8 protein-coding genes are annotated in these 20,297 nt (G+C 36.2%); all 8 read left to right on the forward strand.

The genetic code is table 11. From position 1 onward, the window contains the following. Positions 1 to 248 precede the first annotated feature (248 nt). The 8 genes from OZP07_RS07010 (at position 249) to OZP07_RS07045 (ending at position 20,290) form a co-directional block, all read left to right on the forward strand. On the forward strand, positions 249 to 4,322 hold the full coding sequence (locus OZP07_RS07010) for a hybrid sensor histidine kinase/response regulator transcription factor (protein WP_281637769.1): 4,074 nt from the start codon (positions 249 to 251) through the stop codon (positions 4,320 to 4,322). Positions 4,323 to 5,231: 909 nt separating this feature from the next. After that, positions 5,232 to 6,629, forward strand: coding sequence for a cadherin repeat domain-containing protein (locus tag OZP07_RS07015; RefSeq protein ID WP_281637770.1), 1,398 nt, complete (start codon positions 5,232 to 5,234; stop codon positions 6,627 to 6,629). A 45-nt stretch (positions 6,630 to 6,674) separates the two neighbouring features. Next, complete coding sequence (locus OZP07_RS07020; protein ID WP_281637771.1) at positions 6,675 to 9,686, forward strand: SusC/RagA family TonB-linked outer membrane protein; 3,012 nt, start codon at positions 6,675 to 6,677, stop codon at positions 9,684 to 9,686. A gap of 12 nt (positions 9,687 to 9,698) precedes the next feature. After that, a complete protein-coding gene (locus OZP07_RS07025; protein WP_281637772.1) occupies positions 9,699 to 11,306 on the forward strand; it encodes a RagB/SusD family nutrient uptake outer membrane protein in 1,608 nt (535 codons plus the stop codon). A gap of 1 nt (position 11,307) precedes the next feature. Next, complete coding sequence (locus OZP07_RS07030; protein ID WP_281637773.1) at positions 11,308 to 12,954, forward strand: glycoside hydrolase; 1,647 nt, start codon at positions 11,308 to 11,310, stop codon at positions 12,952 to 12,954. Between the two features lie 189 nt (positions 12,955 to 13,143). Next, the gene (locus tag OZP07_RS07035; protein WP_281637774.1) at positions 13,144 to 15,966 is read left to right on the forward strand and encodes a LamG-like jellyroll fold domain-containing protein; all 2,823 of its coding nucleotides are present in this window, start codon (positions 13,144 to 13,146) and stop codon (positions 15,964 to 15,966) included. A 119-nt stretch (positions 15,967 to 16,085) separates the two neighbouring features. Further along, entirely contained in the window at positions 16,086 to 17,669 is a 1,584-nt protein-coding gene (locus OZP07_RS07040; protein ID WP_281637775.1) for a glycoside hydrolase, read from the forward strand. A 404-nt stretch (positions 17,670 to 18,073) separates the two neighbouring features. Further along, complete coding sequence (locus tag OZP07_RS07045; protein ID WP_281637776.1) at positions 18,074 to 20,290, forward strand: glycoside hydrolase family 43 protein; 2,217 nt, start codon at positions 18,074 to 18,076, stop codon at positions 20,288 to 20,290. Positions 20,291 to 20,297: the final 7 nt, after the last annotated feature.

Raw genomic sequence — 20,297 nt, forward strand, 5'->3', positions numbered from 1 at the left:
AAAATTCGAAGATTAATTTTTCAAGTAGAGTAGTATTCTTATAAAAATACAGTCTGTTCCTAGAAGAAGTGTTTAAAGTCTGATTTGTTTGTTTTTAACTCAAATACCTGCTAACTTAGCATGCTCATTTTAATAAAAAGGAGCAGTTTTAAATCATTTTGTTTCGCTGTTTCTATTTGTTATTGGTAAATTTGGCCTTTTAATTGTGTTTTTTACACGTATTAAAAATAATATTAAAACCTACTTCGTTGAAGAATTTTATCCTGCATTTCATACTATTACTCACTTTTTCTATAAACGGTTTTTCGCAAGAATACTCCGTTAAATTTCTTGATATATCTGATGGGCTGTCTAATAATTCAGTTACTACAATTTATCAGGATAGTGACGGTTTTATGTGGTTTGGAACTTATGATGGATTAAACCGTTATGATGGTTATAATTTTAAAGTGTACCGCAATAAGATTAATGATAAAAACTCATTGGCGTTCAATACAATTTATCATATTGAGGGAGATTTTAAAAAAAATATATGGGTTGGCGGTGCAAATGGTGCCTGCGTTTTTGATAAACGAGAAGCCATTTTTCATCCTCTTGCCTTTGTTTCAAAAAATAGCGCCGCTCAGAACTTAAAAGATGTAGTGCATCAGATTCGGGCAGTTTCCAGAGAACAGGTATTGGTCGCTTCACAAAATTTTGGAGTACTTATTTATGAGAACGGTTCCTATACGGGAAAGTCTGTGGGTCTTGAACTATCCAGCAAAACGCTGTTTAATTATAATGCCACGGTTCTTGAAAATGATTCAAAGAATAATCGCTGCTGGGTGTATGTTAGAAATGTGGGTATCTGCCAGTATAATTATAATTCCAAAAAACTAAAGGTTGTTTATTCATTATCGAGAGAGGTAAAATGCATGAAGCTGTCTGCTGATGCAGTTCTTTGGCTGGGGACAGACGAAGGGCTTTATTCTTTTGACACACGGACTAATTTTTTATCCTCAAATTATCTGCCGGTTAATTCTACAGTTTCGGATATCCGTATTGACAAGAAGAAAGAAATGTGGGTAACAACTGATGGAAGCGGTATTTATAAAGTGATCGGTCAAAGTAAAAAAGCGGTTCCTTATAGTCTGTCCAAAGGCAGACAGCTTGTAAAAAGTAATTCGATTTGGAGTCTGCACGAAGATGCTTCAGGAAATATGTGGATAGGCACCTTGCGAGGTGGCATAAGCATGATAAGCAGCAGTCCGAAATATTTTAAAAACATCCGATATAATGTAAAAGACAGCGATCCCGCCGAAAATTTCATTTTGTCATTTTGCGAAGATGAAAAAAAGAATCTTTGGATAGGGACAGATGGAGCAGGTTTGAAATATTGGAACAAAAAAAACAATACCTATACCATTTATAGCACTACGGCCGCTTCCTCTCATAAAATCAGCAGTAATTTTATCACAGGAATAATCAGGGATAATAACAATGACATCTGGGTGTCAACCTGGGCCGGTGGAGTAAACCGGATTAATTCTGCATCCAATACTATTACCCAGTTCTCGTGCTACAATCCATCTACCAGACAGATTGAGAAAAACATCTGGTTTGTATATAAAGACTTTGATGGAGATATTTGGGCAAGTGCGACCAATGAGGGTTCATTGTATTTATTTGACAGAGCTAAAAACAGTTTTGTGCTTTTTAATAAAACTATTGATAACCTGCAGTGCCTTGTTGAGGCGAGTGACGGTAAGTTTTGGGGCTGTAATTATACGTCATTATTAGCTATCGATAAAAAAAGCAGAAAATACCAAAAGTTTCTAATTGGAAATCCTATACGATGCATACATGAGGATAAGGATAAAAATCTTTGGCTGGGAACTCAGGAAGGGGGGCTGGTGCTGTTTGACAGAAAAACAAATACCTTCAAAAGGCTGACTACAGATGACGGTCTGCCTTCTAATACGATTTTGAGACTGCTGGAGGATAAATCCGGAAATTTATGGATGAGTACATACAACGGAATCTGCCGATTTGATAAAAAGACCAAAACTTTTAGGAATTTTTCAGCAAATGACGGACTGCAGAGTAATCAATTTAGCTTCAATGCTGGTTTGAAATTGTCTAGCGGAGAATTTCTTTTTGGAGGGATAAATGGCTTTAACTCCTTTTTTCCAGAAGACATAAAAGAGTTCAGCCAGAAGAATAATTTACTGCTGACAGATTTTTATTTAAACAATCAGCCTATTGAAGAAAATAAAAACGATTTAATTACTGAATGGGATTCCGGCAGAATCAAAGAAGTGAAACTGCCATATGACCAGACAGCTTTATCAATAGAATTTGTGGCATTGGATTATAACAATGCCGATAAAATTAATTATGCTTACTATTTAGACGGCTGGGACGACAGCTGGAATTATGTAGGTCAGGCTAGGAAAGCAAATTATGCAAGGCTGTCAGAGGGTACATATGTTTTCAAAGTAAAAACAACTAATTTTAGAGGAGGCTGGAACAAAGAAAAAAGCCTTATCACTGTTATTGTTTCACCGCCATGGTATAGAACCTGGTGGGCATACAGTTTTTATTTACTGGCGGGAGCAGGAATTATTTATGGATACATCCGATATAATAAAAACAAGGAAAAATTAAAGTATCAGGTAAAAATTGCCGAATTAGAAAGGGCCAAAGAAAAAGAAGTTGCCGAAAAGCAGTCATCAATGTTTACGTATATTTCTCATGAGTTCCGTACGCCTTTGTCTTTGATCATAAATCCATTAAAAAAGGCTATTAAAAAAGGAAATGTAGAAAATAGTTCTTCGGTGACTGATTTGGTAATAGCACATCGAAATGCAAGAAGACTTTTGAGTTTAGTAGATCAGCTGCTCCTTTTTCGTAAAGCTGAAAATGATGCCGATGAACTCAAAATGTCAGTTATAAATGTCAATAATCTTTGTTATGAAATTCATCAGTGTTTTGTGAATCAGGCAAAAGATAAAAACATTGATTATACTTTTCAGATACCGGAAAACAATATTGAAATAATAGGAGATTATGAGAAAATTGAAATATCCTTGTTTAATTTGATTTCAAATGCTTTCAAATTCACTCCTGCCGGTGGAGAAATCAGTCTTCATTTGTCCGAAAATCAAACAGATGTAATTATCGAAGTTTTAGACAGCGGGACTGGAATTGCAGCTGATGATTTGGAAACTATTTTTGAGAAATTTAAGAGAGTGAATTCAAAAGTGCCGGTAGGAGGCAGTTCTGGTTTTGGAATCGGGTTATTTATTGTTAGATATTTTGTCGAAAAACATAAAGGAACAGTTAGCTGTACGAGCGAAATAGGAAAAGGAAGTACTTTTAAGCTCACGTTTTTAAAAGGTCAGGATCATTTTGAAGATTTGCATATAAGTATTGTTATTCCAAAATTGAGTCCTTTGGTCGAAGAATTAATGACTGATGATGTAGAAGATATTGTTGAGGCTTCAAGCCAATCTGCTCCGGATAATGAATTGCATAAAGTGATGCTCACTGAAAAGCGAACCCTTTTGATAGTAGATGACAATACAGATATTAGAAATTATTTGATTCAGCTATTTTCAGAAACACATATAATATATAGTGCAGATAACGGTGAAGAAGGTTTAAAACTGACAAAAAAACACATGCCCGACTTGGTGATCAGTGATATTGCGATGGATGTTATGGATGGACTTGAATTATGCCGAAAAATAAAAGAAAACAGCAGTTTATCCCATATTCCAGTCATATTATTGACAGCATCCAAAAATCCGGAAACACATCTGCAGGGAATAAGCGACGGAGCCGATGATTATATAACAAAGCCGTTTGACGATGATTTACTCGTCGCCCGTGTCGAATCACTGCTGAAAAGCCGCAGTAATTTGCGGACTTATTTTCTGGATAGCATTACACTTCGAGAAAATACGCAGAAGGTTCCAGCCGAATATCAGGAAATTCTAAAAAAATGTATTGCTGTTATTGAGGCTAATATTCACAAACGTGATTATACGATTAAAAATTTTGCCGCCGAAATGGGCATGAGCCATAGAACACTGTACACCAAAATTAAAATTATTTCCGGGCAGACATTAAATGCGTTTATACGGTCCATCCGAATAAGAAGAGCTGCGATGTTAATGCTTACTGAAAATATGAATATCGCTCAGGCAAGTGTTGAAGTAGGTTTTGAAGATCCAAAATATTTCAGGCAGCAGTTTGTTAAACTTTTTGGAATGACACCGTCAGAATATATCAAGAAATACAAAAACTCTTTTAACTCCGATTTAAATATTGTCAAATAATATTTGAATCGGAGATGAGTCTCCCTCATTGTATTTTAGTTTTTTTTAACCAGATGCTATTTGTTTAAGATTAAAATAAATAATCATAGTCTGGTATTTTCATTTTTATTCGTCATTATGTCTCCCTAATCTTAAAATATAGATTATTTACACTATTATTTTAAAAATATGAATCTGTTTGTTCTGTAAAACAATAATTACATATCATTTAAAAATTATTTACTATTTTTTGTTATTTCGTATTTTTTTGGACTTTAAACTATTTGATTGCCAATTTGACCTCCTTTTTTTTCCAATTTACCCCTCATGAAACTTTAGAACTAGCCATTACTTTGCACTTATAGTTACTACAACGTTATATTATTGTCAATTTAATAAGTTTTGTAAAAGGATATTTTAATCAAAATAAAAATCGTTTTCGTAGTCTATAATAAATTTTGAATTGATTATTAAAAGTCTGTCGAAAGATGGATATTAAAAAAAACACTTAATTAAAAAACATTATTTGTATTCTGTCAGCGAATCAGTTTTGACAGTTCCAGCGAATAATTTTTTTTCTTAAAAATTAAAAATGTAAAACAAACACTTATAAATAACCAAAACCCTAACAATTAATCTAAAAACCGTATGACAAAAACCCAAAGAACATTTTTTTACTGCAATAGTTTATTGCAGAACAAAGAAGGACATTTAGCAGAAAGGAAGCTGTTAAATCCTTTAAATGATTTGATTCATTAAATCCAAACAAAACCAGCTCTCTTGTTTATTTAGAAAACAAAAAATGAACAGGACAAACTAACAAGAATAAAACGGAGCAGTTACAAGATTGAATAGTTTAATAATACTGCCTGATACTATTGAATAGTTTAAAAATTAAAAAACCAATAAATAACCTTTAAAATTAAAGAAATGAAAAAAATTAAATTTTTATTTTTTCTTACTTTTTTTGCAGTCCTTTTTACGGGATGTCAAGATAATAAAGATGATTTTCCAAGTTCAGAAAAACCTACTCTGACAGTTGGCACAACAGAAATTTATGGTGCTCCTAATAGAAAATTTGAAATCAAGGCTGCTTTGGCAGATGATTTAGGATTAAAGAGCGTACGAATTCAAATAGCAGAATTAGCATTAGATAAAGTGATTGTTTTTGCAGCAGATCCTTTGGTTACAACTTATGATTTAAGTTATTTCTTTGAAATCCCTGCTGACAGAGGAGCATCTGAAGCTTTTAAAATTAAGCTGACTGTAACAGACGTTTCTAATAATTCAGTTGATCAGGATATTAATTTACGATTAGACGGAGAATTTGATGCTCCTGCGATAGCTATGATAACTCCAAAAGAAGGAGCTGTTGTATTGTTATCAACAAGTAACCAAATGCCTGTGAATTTCACTGTTAACGATAATTCAGGTATTGATTTTGTTCAGGTAAAATGTGCTGCTTTAGGTATTGATGAAACTGTACAATTGACAGGTGCACCTCAGTCATATACTTTCAACAAAACATATACGCTGCCTGTAACAGCTGCTAATTATGTGTTGACAATTACTGCAAGAGATAAATTTGCAATTCCAAACACAGGAACATTAAATATTAATGTTGTTGCTACTAATGAGTATCCTGCAATTTATTTATGCGATCAGCCAAAAGGAACTAACCTTACTACAGATGCAGTTGGAGTTCCAATGTATTTCCATGACAAAAACGGACAGGATTTCGAATTTAAATATTATGCTGATGCTGATAATAAAGAAATTTATTTCTTAGGGCAGGAATCAGATTTTGCACCGCACTGTTTTGGATTGAGCGCATCAGGAAACTTAAAAGACGATGTTACTGCAGCTCCAATTGTTTTACCAACAAAAGGATACTATAAAATAAAAGTCAATCCAAATACATTAGCGTACACAGTTACAAAATATACGCCGTCAAGTAAAGTCTGGGCAAATATTGCTAACGGATTATGGCATGATGATGAAGCACAGAGAAGACCTTTCGTAAGTGTCTGCGGAGGCGGCATCAAAGATGCTAACTGGGATACTTGGAATGGATGGGTTCAAACAGGACTTCATTTAGCAAACAATCCTAACAATCCATATCAGTTAGTGGGTGAGTATACGCTTACTGGAACTATAGAAGCAACATTTACAGGACAATGGTGGAATCCATCTTGGAGGCTTATCAAAAATGGTATCGCAACTATGTCACCAGGTGAAAACGGAAATGCTAAATATCCAGCTGCTCCAGGTGTGTATAAAGTAATTCTTGATACTGAACTGGAAAGAGCTTTTATAACAAAAAAATAGTTTGTTATAACCTAGTTGTAACATTTAATAATAAAATATTTAGATATGAAATATAAATTTATATGGTTATTTATAGCCGTGTTGTGCAGTACGGCAACATTTGCGCAAATAACAGTAAAAGGATCTGTTAAGGACAAAACTGCCTTGCCGATTCCAGGTGCAAATATTATTGTGAAAGGAACAGGAGCTTCTGCTTCTACCGATTTTGATGGTAAATTTTCTATTGTAGTTCCAAGCAAAGACGCCGAGCTTCAGTTTTCATTCATCGGATTTACAACAAAATTAGTAACAGTTGGTGATAGAACAACAATTGATGTGGTTTTGGAACAAACAGGACAAAACTTAGACGAAGTTGTTGTTGTAGGTTATGCAACAGTGAAAAAGAGAGATGTAACGACTTCAATTTCTTCTGTAAAAGGAAAAGAGCTTCAAACAATGACAGTAGGTAATGCCACAGAGTCACTGCAGGGAAAAGTTTCCGGAGTCCAGATTACAGGAGCTGGAGGACCAGGAGCACAGCCAAGAGTATTGATTCGTGGTATATCTACAATTAACCTTAGTACAGACCCTCTTTATGTTGTCGATGGTATCCCGATGGGAACTAGCATCAACTTTTTGAGCAACAATGAGATTGAGTCTATGGATGTACTTAAAGATGCATCTGCAAGTGCTATTTATGGTTCACGTGCTTCAAACGGGGTTATCCTTATTACTACTAAAAAAGGTAAAACAGGAAAACCTAAATTCAATGTTGATTTGAGCAGGGGTTTCCAAATGATGGATAATCCTTATAATATGGCAGATGCTGAAGGCTATGCTAATATTATGAATAAAGCGTATACTACTTCTGGATATTCTGAGTATCTGCCAAATGCAGAACAGTATAAAGGAAAAACTACTGATTGGTGGGGTGCAGGAATCAAAAAAACGTCACCAGTAACAAATGCTTCTATAGGAGTAACAGGAGGTTCTGAAAAAAACACCTATGCAGCAAGTTTGAACTATTATAAATCTGACTCTTTTTACGGAATAGGCGGATGGGAAAGAATTACTGCCAGAGTTGCTAATGATTTCAAGTTTTCTGATAAAGTTTCGGTTGGTGTCACTTTAAATCCACGTTTCGAAACTTGGGGATCACCAGGAAACTGGGCCGATTTTGATAAAATTGATCCAATTACGCCAATTTACAAACCGGCAGACCAATTGAACGGTACCGAAAATGAATACAGCATCTATGCGCGTTCTCCATCGTATGTTTGGAATCCAGTAGCTTCTGTTGCAAGATATGATGATTATACTGATCAGTACAGTTTGAATACCAATGCATACCTGCAGTATGAGCCTATCAAAGGACTTGTTTTCCGTACACAGGGATCTATCGAAGTAGGTGATAAAACACAAAGTATTTTCAGACCTGATTTCATAATTGATGCGGCACACGAAAAAGCAGAAATCAATAGTGTTGAAAGAAAGAATACCACTAATCATGACTGGACATGGCAGACTACAGCAACTTATAACAAAACATTTGCTGATAAACATAATGTATCTTTAATGGTAGGTGCTACAATGGAAGAGTACAATGGAAATGATGTTTGGGCGTATGGAGAAGGTGTTCCAAACAACACAGACTTAATGAGAGAGGTAAATGCTGCTACCAAAAATCGTAACAGCGGCGGTAACAGCTGGTCTAGTTCTTTACAGTCATATCTTTCCCGTCTTTCTTATAACTACGATAGTAAATATTATTTGACAGGTTCATTCAGACGTGACGGTTCTTCAAAATTTATGGCTAATAACAAATGGGCAAATTTCCCAGCTGCTTCAGCTTCTTGGAGAATTTCAAATGAAGGTTTTATGGAAAATACAAAAGAGGTTATCAATGATCTTAGATTAAGAGCTGGATGGGGTAAAGTTGGTAACCAAAGTTTACCAGGTTCAGTTTACCAGTCTAATATTGGGCAAGGTTATTATGTTATTGGAGGTGAGGTTGTAGATACTTCTTACCCTTCTTCTATGGCAAACAAAGATATCAAATGGGAAACTGTTGAGGATATCAACTTTGGTCTTGATTTTGGATTATTGAAAAATAAAATATCCGGATCATTAGAATACTATGAAAAAACAACAAAAGACATGCTGTTCTTGAAACAGTTCCCAACTTACAGCGGATTCCCAGGCTATTCAACGATGTGGACAAACGTAGGTTCTATGAAATCGAATGGTATTGACTTGCTTTTATCTTACAAAGATAAAAAAGGATCTTTCTCTTATGGTGCAGATTTTACGTTTACGACTGTAAATGTTGATATGATTTCTTTATCGGCTGACGGTGAAAAATTATACGGATCAAGTAACAGAACCTTGACTGTTGAAGGTGATGAGCCAGGATACTATTATGGTTATGTTGCAGACGGATTGTTCCAAAATCAGACAGAATTGAATTCTCATACAGATAATCACGGAACTAAATTACAGCCTTATGCTAAAGTAGGAGACATTCGTTTTAAAGATGTAAACGGTGACGGTAAACTAGATGACAAAGACAGAACAAAACTTGGTTCTCCATGGGCTGATTTCACAATGGGATTAAACTTGAATTTGGCTTACAAAGGATTTGATTTGATTGCTAACTTTTATGCAAGTGTTGGAAATGAATTGATTAATCAGAATATTTCTGATTTGTACAATGGAGCAAGTTTAACAAACAAAGTTGCTGGACTTGAAAATATGGCTTGGCATGGAGAAGGAACTTCGAATTATGTTCCTCGTTTGTCTAAAAATGACGATAATGAAAACTTTACCAAATTCTCATCTTTATATGTTGAAGACGGTTCATATGTACGTATGAAAAACATTCAGATTGGATATACTTTCCTTAACCAATTTGGATTGGACAGACTTAGACTTTCTTTATCAGGACAAAACTTATGGACATGGACTAACTACACAGGTGTTGATCCTGAAGTTGGCGGAGGTGTTTTAGGTTCTGGATTTGGCGGATGGAATTACCCAGTACAGCCAACAGTTTTGATGGGAGTTAATGTAGGATTTTAATAATAAACAGATATGAAAAAAATAATAGTATCGATAATAGCATTTTCATTGTTTGCAGTTTCTTGTGAAGATTTTATAGATAAAGAAGCAAGAGGAACTCAAACTTTAGAAAACTATTTTCAAACAGCAACAGAATGCGAAAACTATGTAAACGAACTAACGCATAGATTATTAATGTCAAACGACTGGTATACATTACTGGCACCAAGATTGACAAATGAATCAGCTACTGACGATGCATGGATGGGGAATACAGGACAGGACAGCGGTGCTTTCAGACCTTGTGCTCAGTACATCGTTACACCAGAAAATATGGGATCTATGAACAGTATTTATACCGCTCATTATTATACCATTCAATCAGCTAACATTGGTTTAGAAAAAATGGCTTTATCGCCGCTTTCTGATTTACAAAAAAACCAATATATCGGTGAATCATTGTTTGTACGTGCTTATTGCTATTATGAGCTTGTAAATAATTTTGGAGCTGTTCCATTATATACAACATCTCTTGGAACAGGTGATTTGAAATTAGAGCGCAGCCCAGTTACTGCTGTGTATGCACAAATTGAAGCCGATCTTAAAGAGTCTGCAGCAAAATTGGAAACCATTCCAGTTGACAGAAACGGAAGAGTGAACAAATGGGCTGCTTATGCTTTATTAGCTCGTGTATCTTTATTTCAAGGTAAATGGGCAGAAGCAAAACAATACTCAAACAAAGTTATCACTGAAGGACCTTATGCTCTTGAAGCAGATTTCTTGAAAATCTGGGATGTTAACAACCATAATGGTGTAGAATCAATTTTGGAGGCTCAGTCTTCTTCTGTACAGGATAAAAATTTAGGATCTATGCTTCCTACTTTTTCAGGCGCAAGAGGCGAGGATAAGAAAAACTTCCCAAGCAATGATGCAAAAGATGTTATTGACGGATGGGGATGGTGTATGCCAACAAGTGATTTGGAAAATGCTTACCTTTCTGAAAATGACGTAATTAGACGTAGAAGTACAATCACTAAATGGGGTGAAGCTGCTTATGGTGACGAAGTATTGAATCCAACTCATAAATTCAGCTTGAATGATAATAAATCAGGACGTATCTGCCGTAAATATTATATTCCAATTGCTACACGTCGTGCATTGGACAAAAAAGACGGACACTTACCATTGAATGTGCCATTGATTCGTTTGGCTGAAATGTATTTGACAAGAGCAGAAGCTGCTTATCAATTAGGTGATGCAGGTGGAGCTTTAGCAGATATCAATGTTATCAGAGCCCGTGTAAAACTTGATCCTAAAGTAGGTTTGGCTGGTCCAAATTTATTGAGACAAATTTACAAAGAGCGTCGTTTAGAATTGGCTTTCGAAGGATTACGTTTGTTTGATATCCGTCGTGAGAAAGACCCAAGTACTGGAAAATCTGTTATTGAATCTTTGATGGGACCAAACGGAACTTTTGTTAAATACAATTTGAGTTCTACAGATCCTTATGAAACTACCAATTTGAAAGAGGCTCAGGACAAAGGAACCAATTTTAATCCTGCCAAAAATTTACTATGGCCAATTCCACAATTGGAAATAGATTTAAGCGGTGGTTTAATAACTCAAAATACTGGTTATTAATATGACTATTGTTAAAAATAATTATAAAGTAAGCCTGCTGATTGCGGGCTTGCTTTTCATCAACTCTTCTTTAATAAGCTGCAGTTCATCTGATAGTACTGATGATTCAACACCAGTTAATTCTACTACAAGAGATTTGAATGTAAATCTTGATGCTAATCTGCAGACAATGGAAAGCTTTGGTGCTTCGGATGCATGGCAGTGTAATTTCATTGGTAAAAACTGGCCTCAGGATAAAAGAAACACTATCGCTGATTTATTATTCAGTAAAGATGTAGATGCTGATGGGAATCCAAAAGGAATTGGATTATCACTTTGGCGTTTTAATCTGGGAGCAGGAAGTACTGAGCAGGGTGATGCAAGTGATATAGGCGATGAATGGAGACGTACCGAATGTTTTACTGCTGATGGTGTTACTTATGATATGACCAAGCAGGCTGGACAGGTATGGTTTATGAAAGCGGCTAAAGCACGCGGGGTTGAAAAGTTATTGGCTTTTGCAAATAGTGCGCCTGTTTATTTGACAAATAATGGTAAAGCTCATGCAAGCATTAAAGAGTTTTACAATCTAAAGGATGGAAAAATGCCTGAATTGGCAGATTTTTGGGTGAATTCAATTGATAAATTGAAAACAGTTCATGGTCTGACAATCGATTATATCAGCCCTTTCAATGAACCGCAGTATGAGTGGGATGGAACAAGTCAGGAAGGTTCACCTGCTACAAATGCAAATATATACAATTTGGTATCTGTTTTATCTCCAAAACTGCAGACAAAAGGTCTTAGTTCCCAAATTGTTGTAGGAGAAGCTGGAGCTTATGAGCCATTGTATAAAACGGTGAGCAGTACAGCCAGCAGATCAGGTCAGATTGATTATTTCTTTGGACCAAATTCTACAAAAAATATTGCTTCAATGAGCAATGTAAAGAAAACAATATCTGGTCACAGTTATTGGCAGGCTTGGCCATTGAACGAACTTATTACTTCAAGACAATTGGCTGCTTCAAAAATTATGACAGCTCCGGGACTTAGTCTTTGGTCTTCTGAATATTGTGTTCTTGAAAGCCCTGGAGCTTCTGAATTGATTGGCGGTGGTGGTCCTGGAAGAGACTTGGGAATACAGTTAGCACTTTGGACAGCCCGTATTATTAGTACAGATATTTCTATTGGGGGTGTTACTTCATGGCAGTGGTGGACAGCAATTAGCCGTGGTGATTATAAAGATGGTCTGATTCACGTAGATGACGGCGCGTCAAAAGGAGCTGGAAATGCCGATTACTGCAAAAATGACGGCTTCATTAGGGATTCCAAAACGCTTTGGGCTTTAGGAAACTTCTCTTTCTTTGTAAAACCGGGAATGGTGCGGGTGCAGATACCAGGTTTGGATAATGCGGCTGCAGCTACTGATGTAATGCTGACTGCTTACAAAGATGCGACGAATAAAAAATTGGTAATTGTAGCTGTAAATTTCAGTAACACAGCAAGAACGTACAAGCTGAATCTTTCAGGAGGTACTTTAACAAATAATAAGTTTACGCCTTACACAACTTCAGATACTAAAAGTCTGAAAAAAGGAACTGATGTAGATGCAGCAGGTTTTGAGATAGGAGCAAGATCAGTTGTAACATACGTTGGTACCTACAAGTAAAATATTTTTTGGATAGAACTTTGTTTTGCTTTTTTTACCCCTAATTTCATGAATTAGTGTTGTTAGGGGCAAAAAAAGGCAGGGCAAAAAAGTATATATAATTGGCAGTCATATTGTACATGCTATTTGTGAACTGCAATTTGCATCTATCTGATATAAGTTAAAATAAGTGAAAAACAATTGACAATCATGAGGCAAAAATATTTCCTATTAGGGGTTTTATTGTTAGGATTTGGAATAATAAACATAAATGCACAATCTAGCACAAGTGATAACTTAATAGCACAGCCTATTACAGATAACACAGTGCCATTTAGTGTTTTTGATAATGGTATTTCAGCTCCTGTTACATGGGGACTTGATACCGCTTGGCCTGATGAAAATAATATGCGCAGAGGCGTATCTTTTATGGGCAAAGAAAATGTTGATATTGTAAGAATATCATTTCAGCCTACTCGTGAACTGATTAATGGTGAATTTCAAAGCGGCAACTATGTAGGAGCAGATGGAATAACATACAGCAGTCAAACAGATTGGCTGGACAGACGTCTTGCTCTTGTGGCTTTAACAGGAGAAAAAACAAAAGTGGCATTCAATTGTGACCACCCTTTTGTAGCTTCCTGGTTTAGTCCTGGTGATCGTACTGCTTATGCCCAACGCTGGGAACAGCTGATCTATGCAAGTACAAAATATGCTCAGGGAAAAGGGAGAACCGTAGTATCTGTAGCACCTTTTAATGAACCAGATAATGGATGGGGGCAGGGTACTGTTACAAACTTTAATGATATTGCAGCTCGTCTAAAAAGTAATCCTTATTTTTCTGCTATCCGTGTTTCGGGAGGGAATACGCTCAATTGCGATCTGGCTCATAATTGGTATGATCAGTTAAAGGCTAATTTAGATGAAGGGAATACGCATCAGCTTGCTGGTGGATTTGATGGTTATGCAAGTTTTTTTGAGAAAGTCCGAACTGACGGCAAGTATGCCACCGCTGATGAATTACACAATGTAATGGAAGCAATTGTTGGCATCAAATACGGCATGCAGACCGGAATATGGTGGGGAACCGCCGAACTTGCAAGAGGTGAATTTGTAAAAGCAAGCCGAAACGGAAAACGATTGGCTTATGCAGAAAATCGTCCAAAGTGGACAGCCGCCGCAGTTTATAAAACAAGCCAAGGCAGCGTGCAGGCATTTGGAGGAACTTCTGAAAGACAGGCTGTGGCCACTTCGTACCGTTTTATATCAAAAGACAAAGAGGTTTATTTTGATGGTTATGGCCCGCAGCGTGAATATACGATGCAATTGCCAGGGGGTACCGGCTACCAAAAGGGGCAAACCAATGCCGAAAGGGTTGTTAATATTACTTGGGGTGATGATATACAGCCGGTTATAAATGGCCGTTATATATTAGTAAACCGCAAAAGCGGAAAAGTATTGGAAGTTGAGAATGGCTCTACTTCAGCTGGTTCAAGCCTTCGTCAATACAATTATAATTCAAGTGCTGCATATCAGCAATGGAATGTTACTCCAGTCGATTCTAGGATTGGTGGTGATTTTAGCTATTTTACATTTACAGCACAGCATAATGGCATGTCTCTGGATATCTATAATTATTCATTAGAGGATGGAGGAAAAATTGTCGTTTGGAACGATCTTAAATCAGTAAACCAGCAGTGGTTTCTTGATTATTCCGAGGATGGATGGTTTTATATTCGCAGCCGATTCAGTGCAAAATGTCTGCAGACTGCCAGTACAGGAGATAATATTGAACAATCCGAAAAATCTGGAGGGACGCAGCAGCAATGGCGTTTAATCCCTATTGGTACTCCTATAGATTTTGTATCTCCCAGTGCTCCAGGCAATTTAACAGCCACAGCTAATGCTGCTTCTATTCGGTTAGACTGGACGCCTAGTACGGATGCAGATGTTGCCGGCTATACAGTTTTTAGAGCCGAATCAAAAGGCGGATCTTACAATACAATAGGCCGAAATATAAAAACAGCTTCTTTTGTCGATAATACAGCATCTGTAGGGAAAACTTATTTTTATGTTATCAAAGCAGTAGATTATTCTTTGAATCGTTCTGTTTATTCGAATGAAACTTCGGCTGCAGCCACAGGCAATAAAGATATCATAGCACATTTTCAATTTGATGATAATACATTAGACAAGAGTATTCAATTAAACCACAGTGCTTCATACGGTGATATTGCCTTTGTTGACGGAAAAACAGGCTCAAAAGCAATTTCGCTGAAAGGTACTAATGGTTTCTTGCAGCTTCCAGCAAATGTGGCTAATCATGATGAAAGTACTATTGCAGCATGGGTAAATTGGAAAGGTGGAAATCAGTGGCAGCGAATTTTTGATTTTGGAAATGGTGTGAATGAAAATATGTTTTTAACTGCCAATGCTAACAGTGGTAATTTACGTTTTGTAATCAATAATGGGAATGGTGAGATTCAATTGGAGAGTGACAAGTTAGCAGTCTCCACTTGGGTACATGTCGCTGTAACAATAAGTAAAACAAAAGGTTTAAAAATGTATGTCGATGGTAAATTAGTAAAACAGCTGGATAACTCGACTGTCAGCCCAAATGATTTTAAACCAATTCTTAATTATATCGGCCAATACACTGCAGATCCGTTATTCAATGGCTATATAGACGATTTCAGAATTTACAATTACACATTATCTGAAAACGAAATAGCAGCTCTTGCTTCTAGCAGTTTAGGTGTAGATTCAAATGAGAAGAACGGAAGCGGAGCGGCAAACGTATCATTATGGCCTGTTCCTGCTGATGAGGTGATGCGTATGGGGCTTGCTGAAATGAATAGTACTGCATCAGCTCTTGTTGTATATGATATGCAAGGAAAAATTGTTATAAACAGAACGTATAGTGATAGTAAAAATATAGAACTGGATACTTCTGATCTTCCATCTGGAACTTATATACTAAAATTGAAAAATGACGAAAAATCAGTTGTCAAACAATTTATTGTAAGGCATTGATTTTTGTTTAGATTATGATATTTTTTACAGATTTTCCCGCAAGTTAATAAGCAGAATCTCTTGAGTGTTATCGTAAAAGCTGATAATAGTTATAATATTAATATACAAAGAATAAAAAAATGAAAAAGGTATATGTTTCGCTTGTATTGCTAATGAGTATACACTCTTTTGCACAGCGGACAATTAGCATCAGTACTGATAATGTCGTACAGACCATGGATGGATTTGGTGGTTCTGATGCATGGAGATGTCAGTTTGTTGGAAAAAATTGGCCGGAACAAAAAAAGAATGCCATTGCTGATTTACTGTTTAGCAAAGAAATCGATGCACAGGGAAATCCAAAAGGTATCGGACTTTCTATCTGGAGATTCAATCTCGGGGCAGGAAGTATGGAACAAGGTGAAGACAGCAGGGTTTCAGATCAATGGAGAAGAAGCGAATGTTTCCTGAATGCTGACGGAACTTATGATTTTTCAAAACAGGAAGGACAAAGATGGTTTTTGCAGGCAGCAAAAAAACGCGGTGTCGAAAAATATTTAATTTTTACAAACAGTCCTCCAGTTCATATGACAAACAACGGATTGTCATTTGCAACGCAGAAAAATAAACTGAATCTGAAAGAAGGAGCTATCCCAAAATTTGCCGATTTCTTTGTTAAAAGTATTCAGGGATTGGAGAAAAATGAAGGAGTAAAGTTTGATTATGTCAGTCCAATAAATGAGCCTCAATGGGAATGGATGGCTAATAATGGTGACAAAAACAGTCAGGAAGGAACACCGGCAACCAATCAGGAAATTTATGATTTGACAAAATCTCTTTCAGAAAAACTGAAAGCTCAAAAAATGAATAACAAAATTGTTATTGCCGAAGCTGGACAAATCAACTATTTGTATGAAAATGTAAACGGAGAAAACCGCGATAACCAGATAGATTACTTTTTTGGAAATACAAAAACGAATATTTCTAAACTTTCTAATGTCGAGAATACTATTTCAGGACATAGTTATTTTACAACCTGGCCGGTTGACAGACAGGTTTTAAGCAGAAAGCTGATTGCTGCGAATGTAAAACAAAAACCAGGATTGAAATACTGGCAGTCGGAATACTGTATTTTAGAAAATCCAGGAGAAGCTGAAATTCCTGGCGGCGGCGGCGGCGGAAGAGATTTAGGCATGCAGACGGCATTATTTGTTGCGCGTTTAATACACAATGATATTGCGCTTGCCAATGCGGCTTCATGGCAGTGGTGGACAGCGCTTACCCGAGTAGATTATAAAGATGGTCTGATTTATCTTGATGACGGAAATAGTAAAGGAGGAACGGCACCGGAGTATGTGAAAAATGACGGAGAATTTCATGATTCAAAACTGCTTTGGGCTTTTGGAAATTACTCATTGTTTGTGCGTCCGGGAATGCTTAGAATAGATGTCCCTAATCAAGACGAACTGGCGGCTGCAAATGATGTAATGATTACTGCTTATAAAGATACAGCAAATAAAAAACTGGTAGTGGTTGCGGTAAACTGCGGGAAATCAAATCAGAAATACAAATTTGATTTAACTAAGGGAACACTCAAAAACAATGAATTAACTCCTTATGTAACATCAGAGAATTCTAATTTAAGCAGAAAGGACATTCAGAAGATTGATAATCTGGAAATTCCAGCCCGATCTGTTGTCACATTCGTAGGGGAATTTCAATAAGGTTTTACAGAGATTTATTTTAAAGTTTTAATAAGAACTGAATGAATTCTAATTTGGAATTATTTTTCGATAATGATAGCTTTTAGATATTTTTTTGAGGTATATTTACAAATGTATAAACCACACTTATAGTATGACTGTATTACTTAAAAAACAATATTTAAGCAATTATAAATAAAGAGAATACTGATGATTGTATATAAGTTTCGTAAAACAAGAGTACCTGTTTTGTTTTTTTTAATGATTGGCCTTATAGTTCAATCCCAAACTAAAACCGAATTTCATAGCTGTGCCCCCAAACGGACTATGGGATGGAATAGCTGGGATTGCTTTGGGCCAACGGTTAAAACAGGTTTGTACAAAATTGTCAAAGTATCTAAATAGCTAATCATATTCTAATAAGCATGAACACTAATTCAAACATCTTCATCAAAAACAAAAAATCTTATAAATTGGTTTTTTTGTTAACTGCCTTGGTTATTCTTGGGCAGGCTAACGCGCAGTCGGTTTCAAAAAAGAAACTGCCAAAGTCAGAACTAAAGAATTCTAAAGCAAAAACAACGTCCTATTTATTTGCCTATTTTACTGGTAATTCAGGTAATGAAGAAGCGATTCGTTTCGCGGTAAGTAATGATGGCTATAATTTTAGAGCATTAAATAATAATCAGCCGGTAATCGATTCTAAGCAGATCAGTTCAACCGGAGGTGTGAGAGATCCGCATATTCTTCGTGGTGAAGATGGTAAAACATTCTATATGGTTGCCACCGATATGACTTCGGACAAAGGCTGGGATTCTAATAGAGCAATGGTTTTATTAAAATCAGATGATTTAATAAACTGGAGTTCAGCGATTATAAATATTCAAAAAAAATATCCAAACCAAGAAAATTTAAAACGCGTTTGGGCACCGCAGACAATATATGATGCAAAAAAAGGCAAATACATGATTTATTGGTCTATGCAGCACGGAAATGATATTGACAAAATTTATTATGCTTACGCCAATGCTGATTTTACCGATTTGGAAACGGAGCCTAAGCAGTTGTTTTTCAGCCCGACAAACGGTGCGTGTATTGACGGTGAAATTATTCTCAAAGACAATAAATATCATTTGTTTTTCAAAACTGAAGGAGCAGGAGCAGGCATAAAAATTGCAGTTTCTGATAAACTTACCGAAGGTTATGTTTTGAATGACAAATATGTACAGCAGACTAAGTATCCTGTGGAAGGAGCTGGAGTTTTTAAACTGAACAATTCGAAAGATTATATCCTGATGTATGATTTATATACCAAAGGTAAATATCAGTTTACAAAAACCAGTGATTTAGAGAATTTCTCAGTAATTGACAATGCCGTTACGATGAATTTTCACCCGCGCCACGGAACGGTTATGCCAATAACGGCAGATGAACTGGCACGTTTGGAAAGTAAATGGGGAAGTGCAGATGATATTTTGAGTTCTCCTGAAGCAAAAGAAATAAAAAAGATAAACATAAAACTTGACGCAGCCACAAAACAAGTTCACCTTCCTGTAAAATGGGGAACAAATTTAGCGTCATTCAATCCTGATTTTACAAAACTTGCCGGTGTTAGTGTTAGTCCAAAAACACCTCAGGATTTTACAAAAGGGCCTGTAAAATATACGGTTGCTATACAAGGAAAGCCATCAGAAATTTGGTCAGTTACTGCTTCGGTTGCTAATAATGCTGCTTTGAATGGTTTATATGCCGATCCTGATGTAATGTATTCTGAAAAAACTTCTAAATATTATATCTACCCTACAAGTGACGGATTTGACGGCTGGTCTGGAACTTATTTTAAGACATTCTCTTCACCTGATTTGGTAAACTGGACCGATGAAGGAATTATTCTGGATCTCGAAAAAGATGTGACTTGGGCAAAAAAAAATGCATGGGCTCCTTGTATTACAGAGAAAAAAGTTGGAAACACTTATAAATATTATTTTTATTTCACAGCTGGCCAGAAAATTGGTGTGGCTGCAGCCGATAAGCCCGAAGGACCATTTATAGACTCAGGAAAACCTTTGGTAAATAAATTTCCTGAAGGAGTTACAGATGGACAGCAGATAGATCCGGACGTATTTACAGATCCTCAGACAGGGAAAACCTATTTATATTGGGGAAATAATTATATGGCCTGTGCCGAATTGAATGAGGACATGATTTCTATCAAACCCGAATCGGTTAAGGTAATAACTCCGGATAAAACTTTCCGTGAAGGTACTACAGTATTCTTTAGAAATGGCAAATACTACTTTTTATGGTCTGAAGATGACACCCGAAGCGAAAATTACCGAGTGCGTTATGGAATTTCAGATTCCCCATTTGGGAAAATCACTATCCCGGAAAACAATTTAGTTATCGCAAAAAATAAAGAAGCAGGCATATTTGCAACTGGTCATAATTCGATTATTCAAATACCGGGCAAAGATGAGTGGTACATTGTTTACCACCGTTTCAATTATCCAAAAGGAATGACAATGGGAAATTCTGCTGGATTCAATAGGGAAGTCTGTATTGATAAAATGGAGTTTGACAAGAATGGAGCAATATTGCCTGTAACTCCTACTCATGAAGGAATAAAGCCTGTCAAAAAATAAGCTCATC

Origin of the sequence: Flavobacterium marginilacus (assembly GCF_026870155.1) — a bacterium.
In the GTDB taxonomy this organism is placed as follows: domain Bacteria; phylum Bacteroidota; class Bacteroidia; order Flavobacteriales; family Flavobacteriaceae; genus Flavobacterium; species Flavobacterium marginilacus.

What these genes read in the sequence shown, in the direction of transcription:
- OZP07_RS07015 (WP_281637770.1), top strand. Translation starts at nt 5,232, where the DNA reads ATGAAAAAAATTAAATTTTTATTTTTTCTTACTTTTTTTGCAGTCCTT.
- OZP07_RS07035 (WP_281637774.1), top strand. Translation starts at nt 13,144, where the DNA reads ATGAGGCAAAAATATTTCCTATTAGGGGTTTTATTGTTAGGATTTGGA.
- OZP07_RS07045 (WP_281637776.1), top strand. Translation starts at nt 18,074, where the DNA reads ATGAACACTAATTCAAACATCTTCATCAAAAACAAAAAATCTTATAAA.
- OZP07_RS07040 (WP_281637775.1), top strand. Translation starts at nt 16,086, where the DNA reads ATGAAAAAGGTATATGTTTCGCTTGTATTGCTAATGAGTATACACTCT.
- OZP07_RS07020 (WP_281637771.1), top strand. Translation starts at nt 6,675, where the DNA reads ATGAAATATAAATTTATATGGTTATTTATAGCCGTGTTGTGCAGTACG.
- OZP07_RS07030 (WP_281637773.1), top strand. Translation starts at nt 11,308, where the DNA reads ATGACTATTGTTAAAAATAATTATAAAGTAAGCCTGCTGATTGCGGGC.
- OZP07_RS07025 (WP_281637772.1), top strand. Translation starts at nt 9,699, where the DNA reads ATGAAAAAAATAATAGTATCGATAATAGCATTTTCATTGTTTGCAGTT.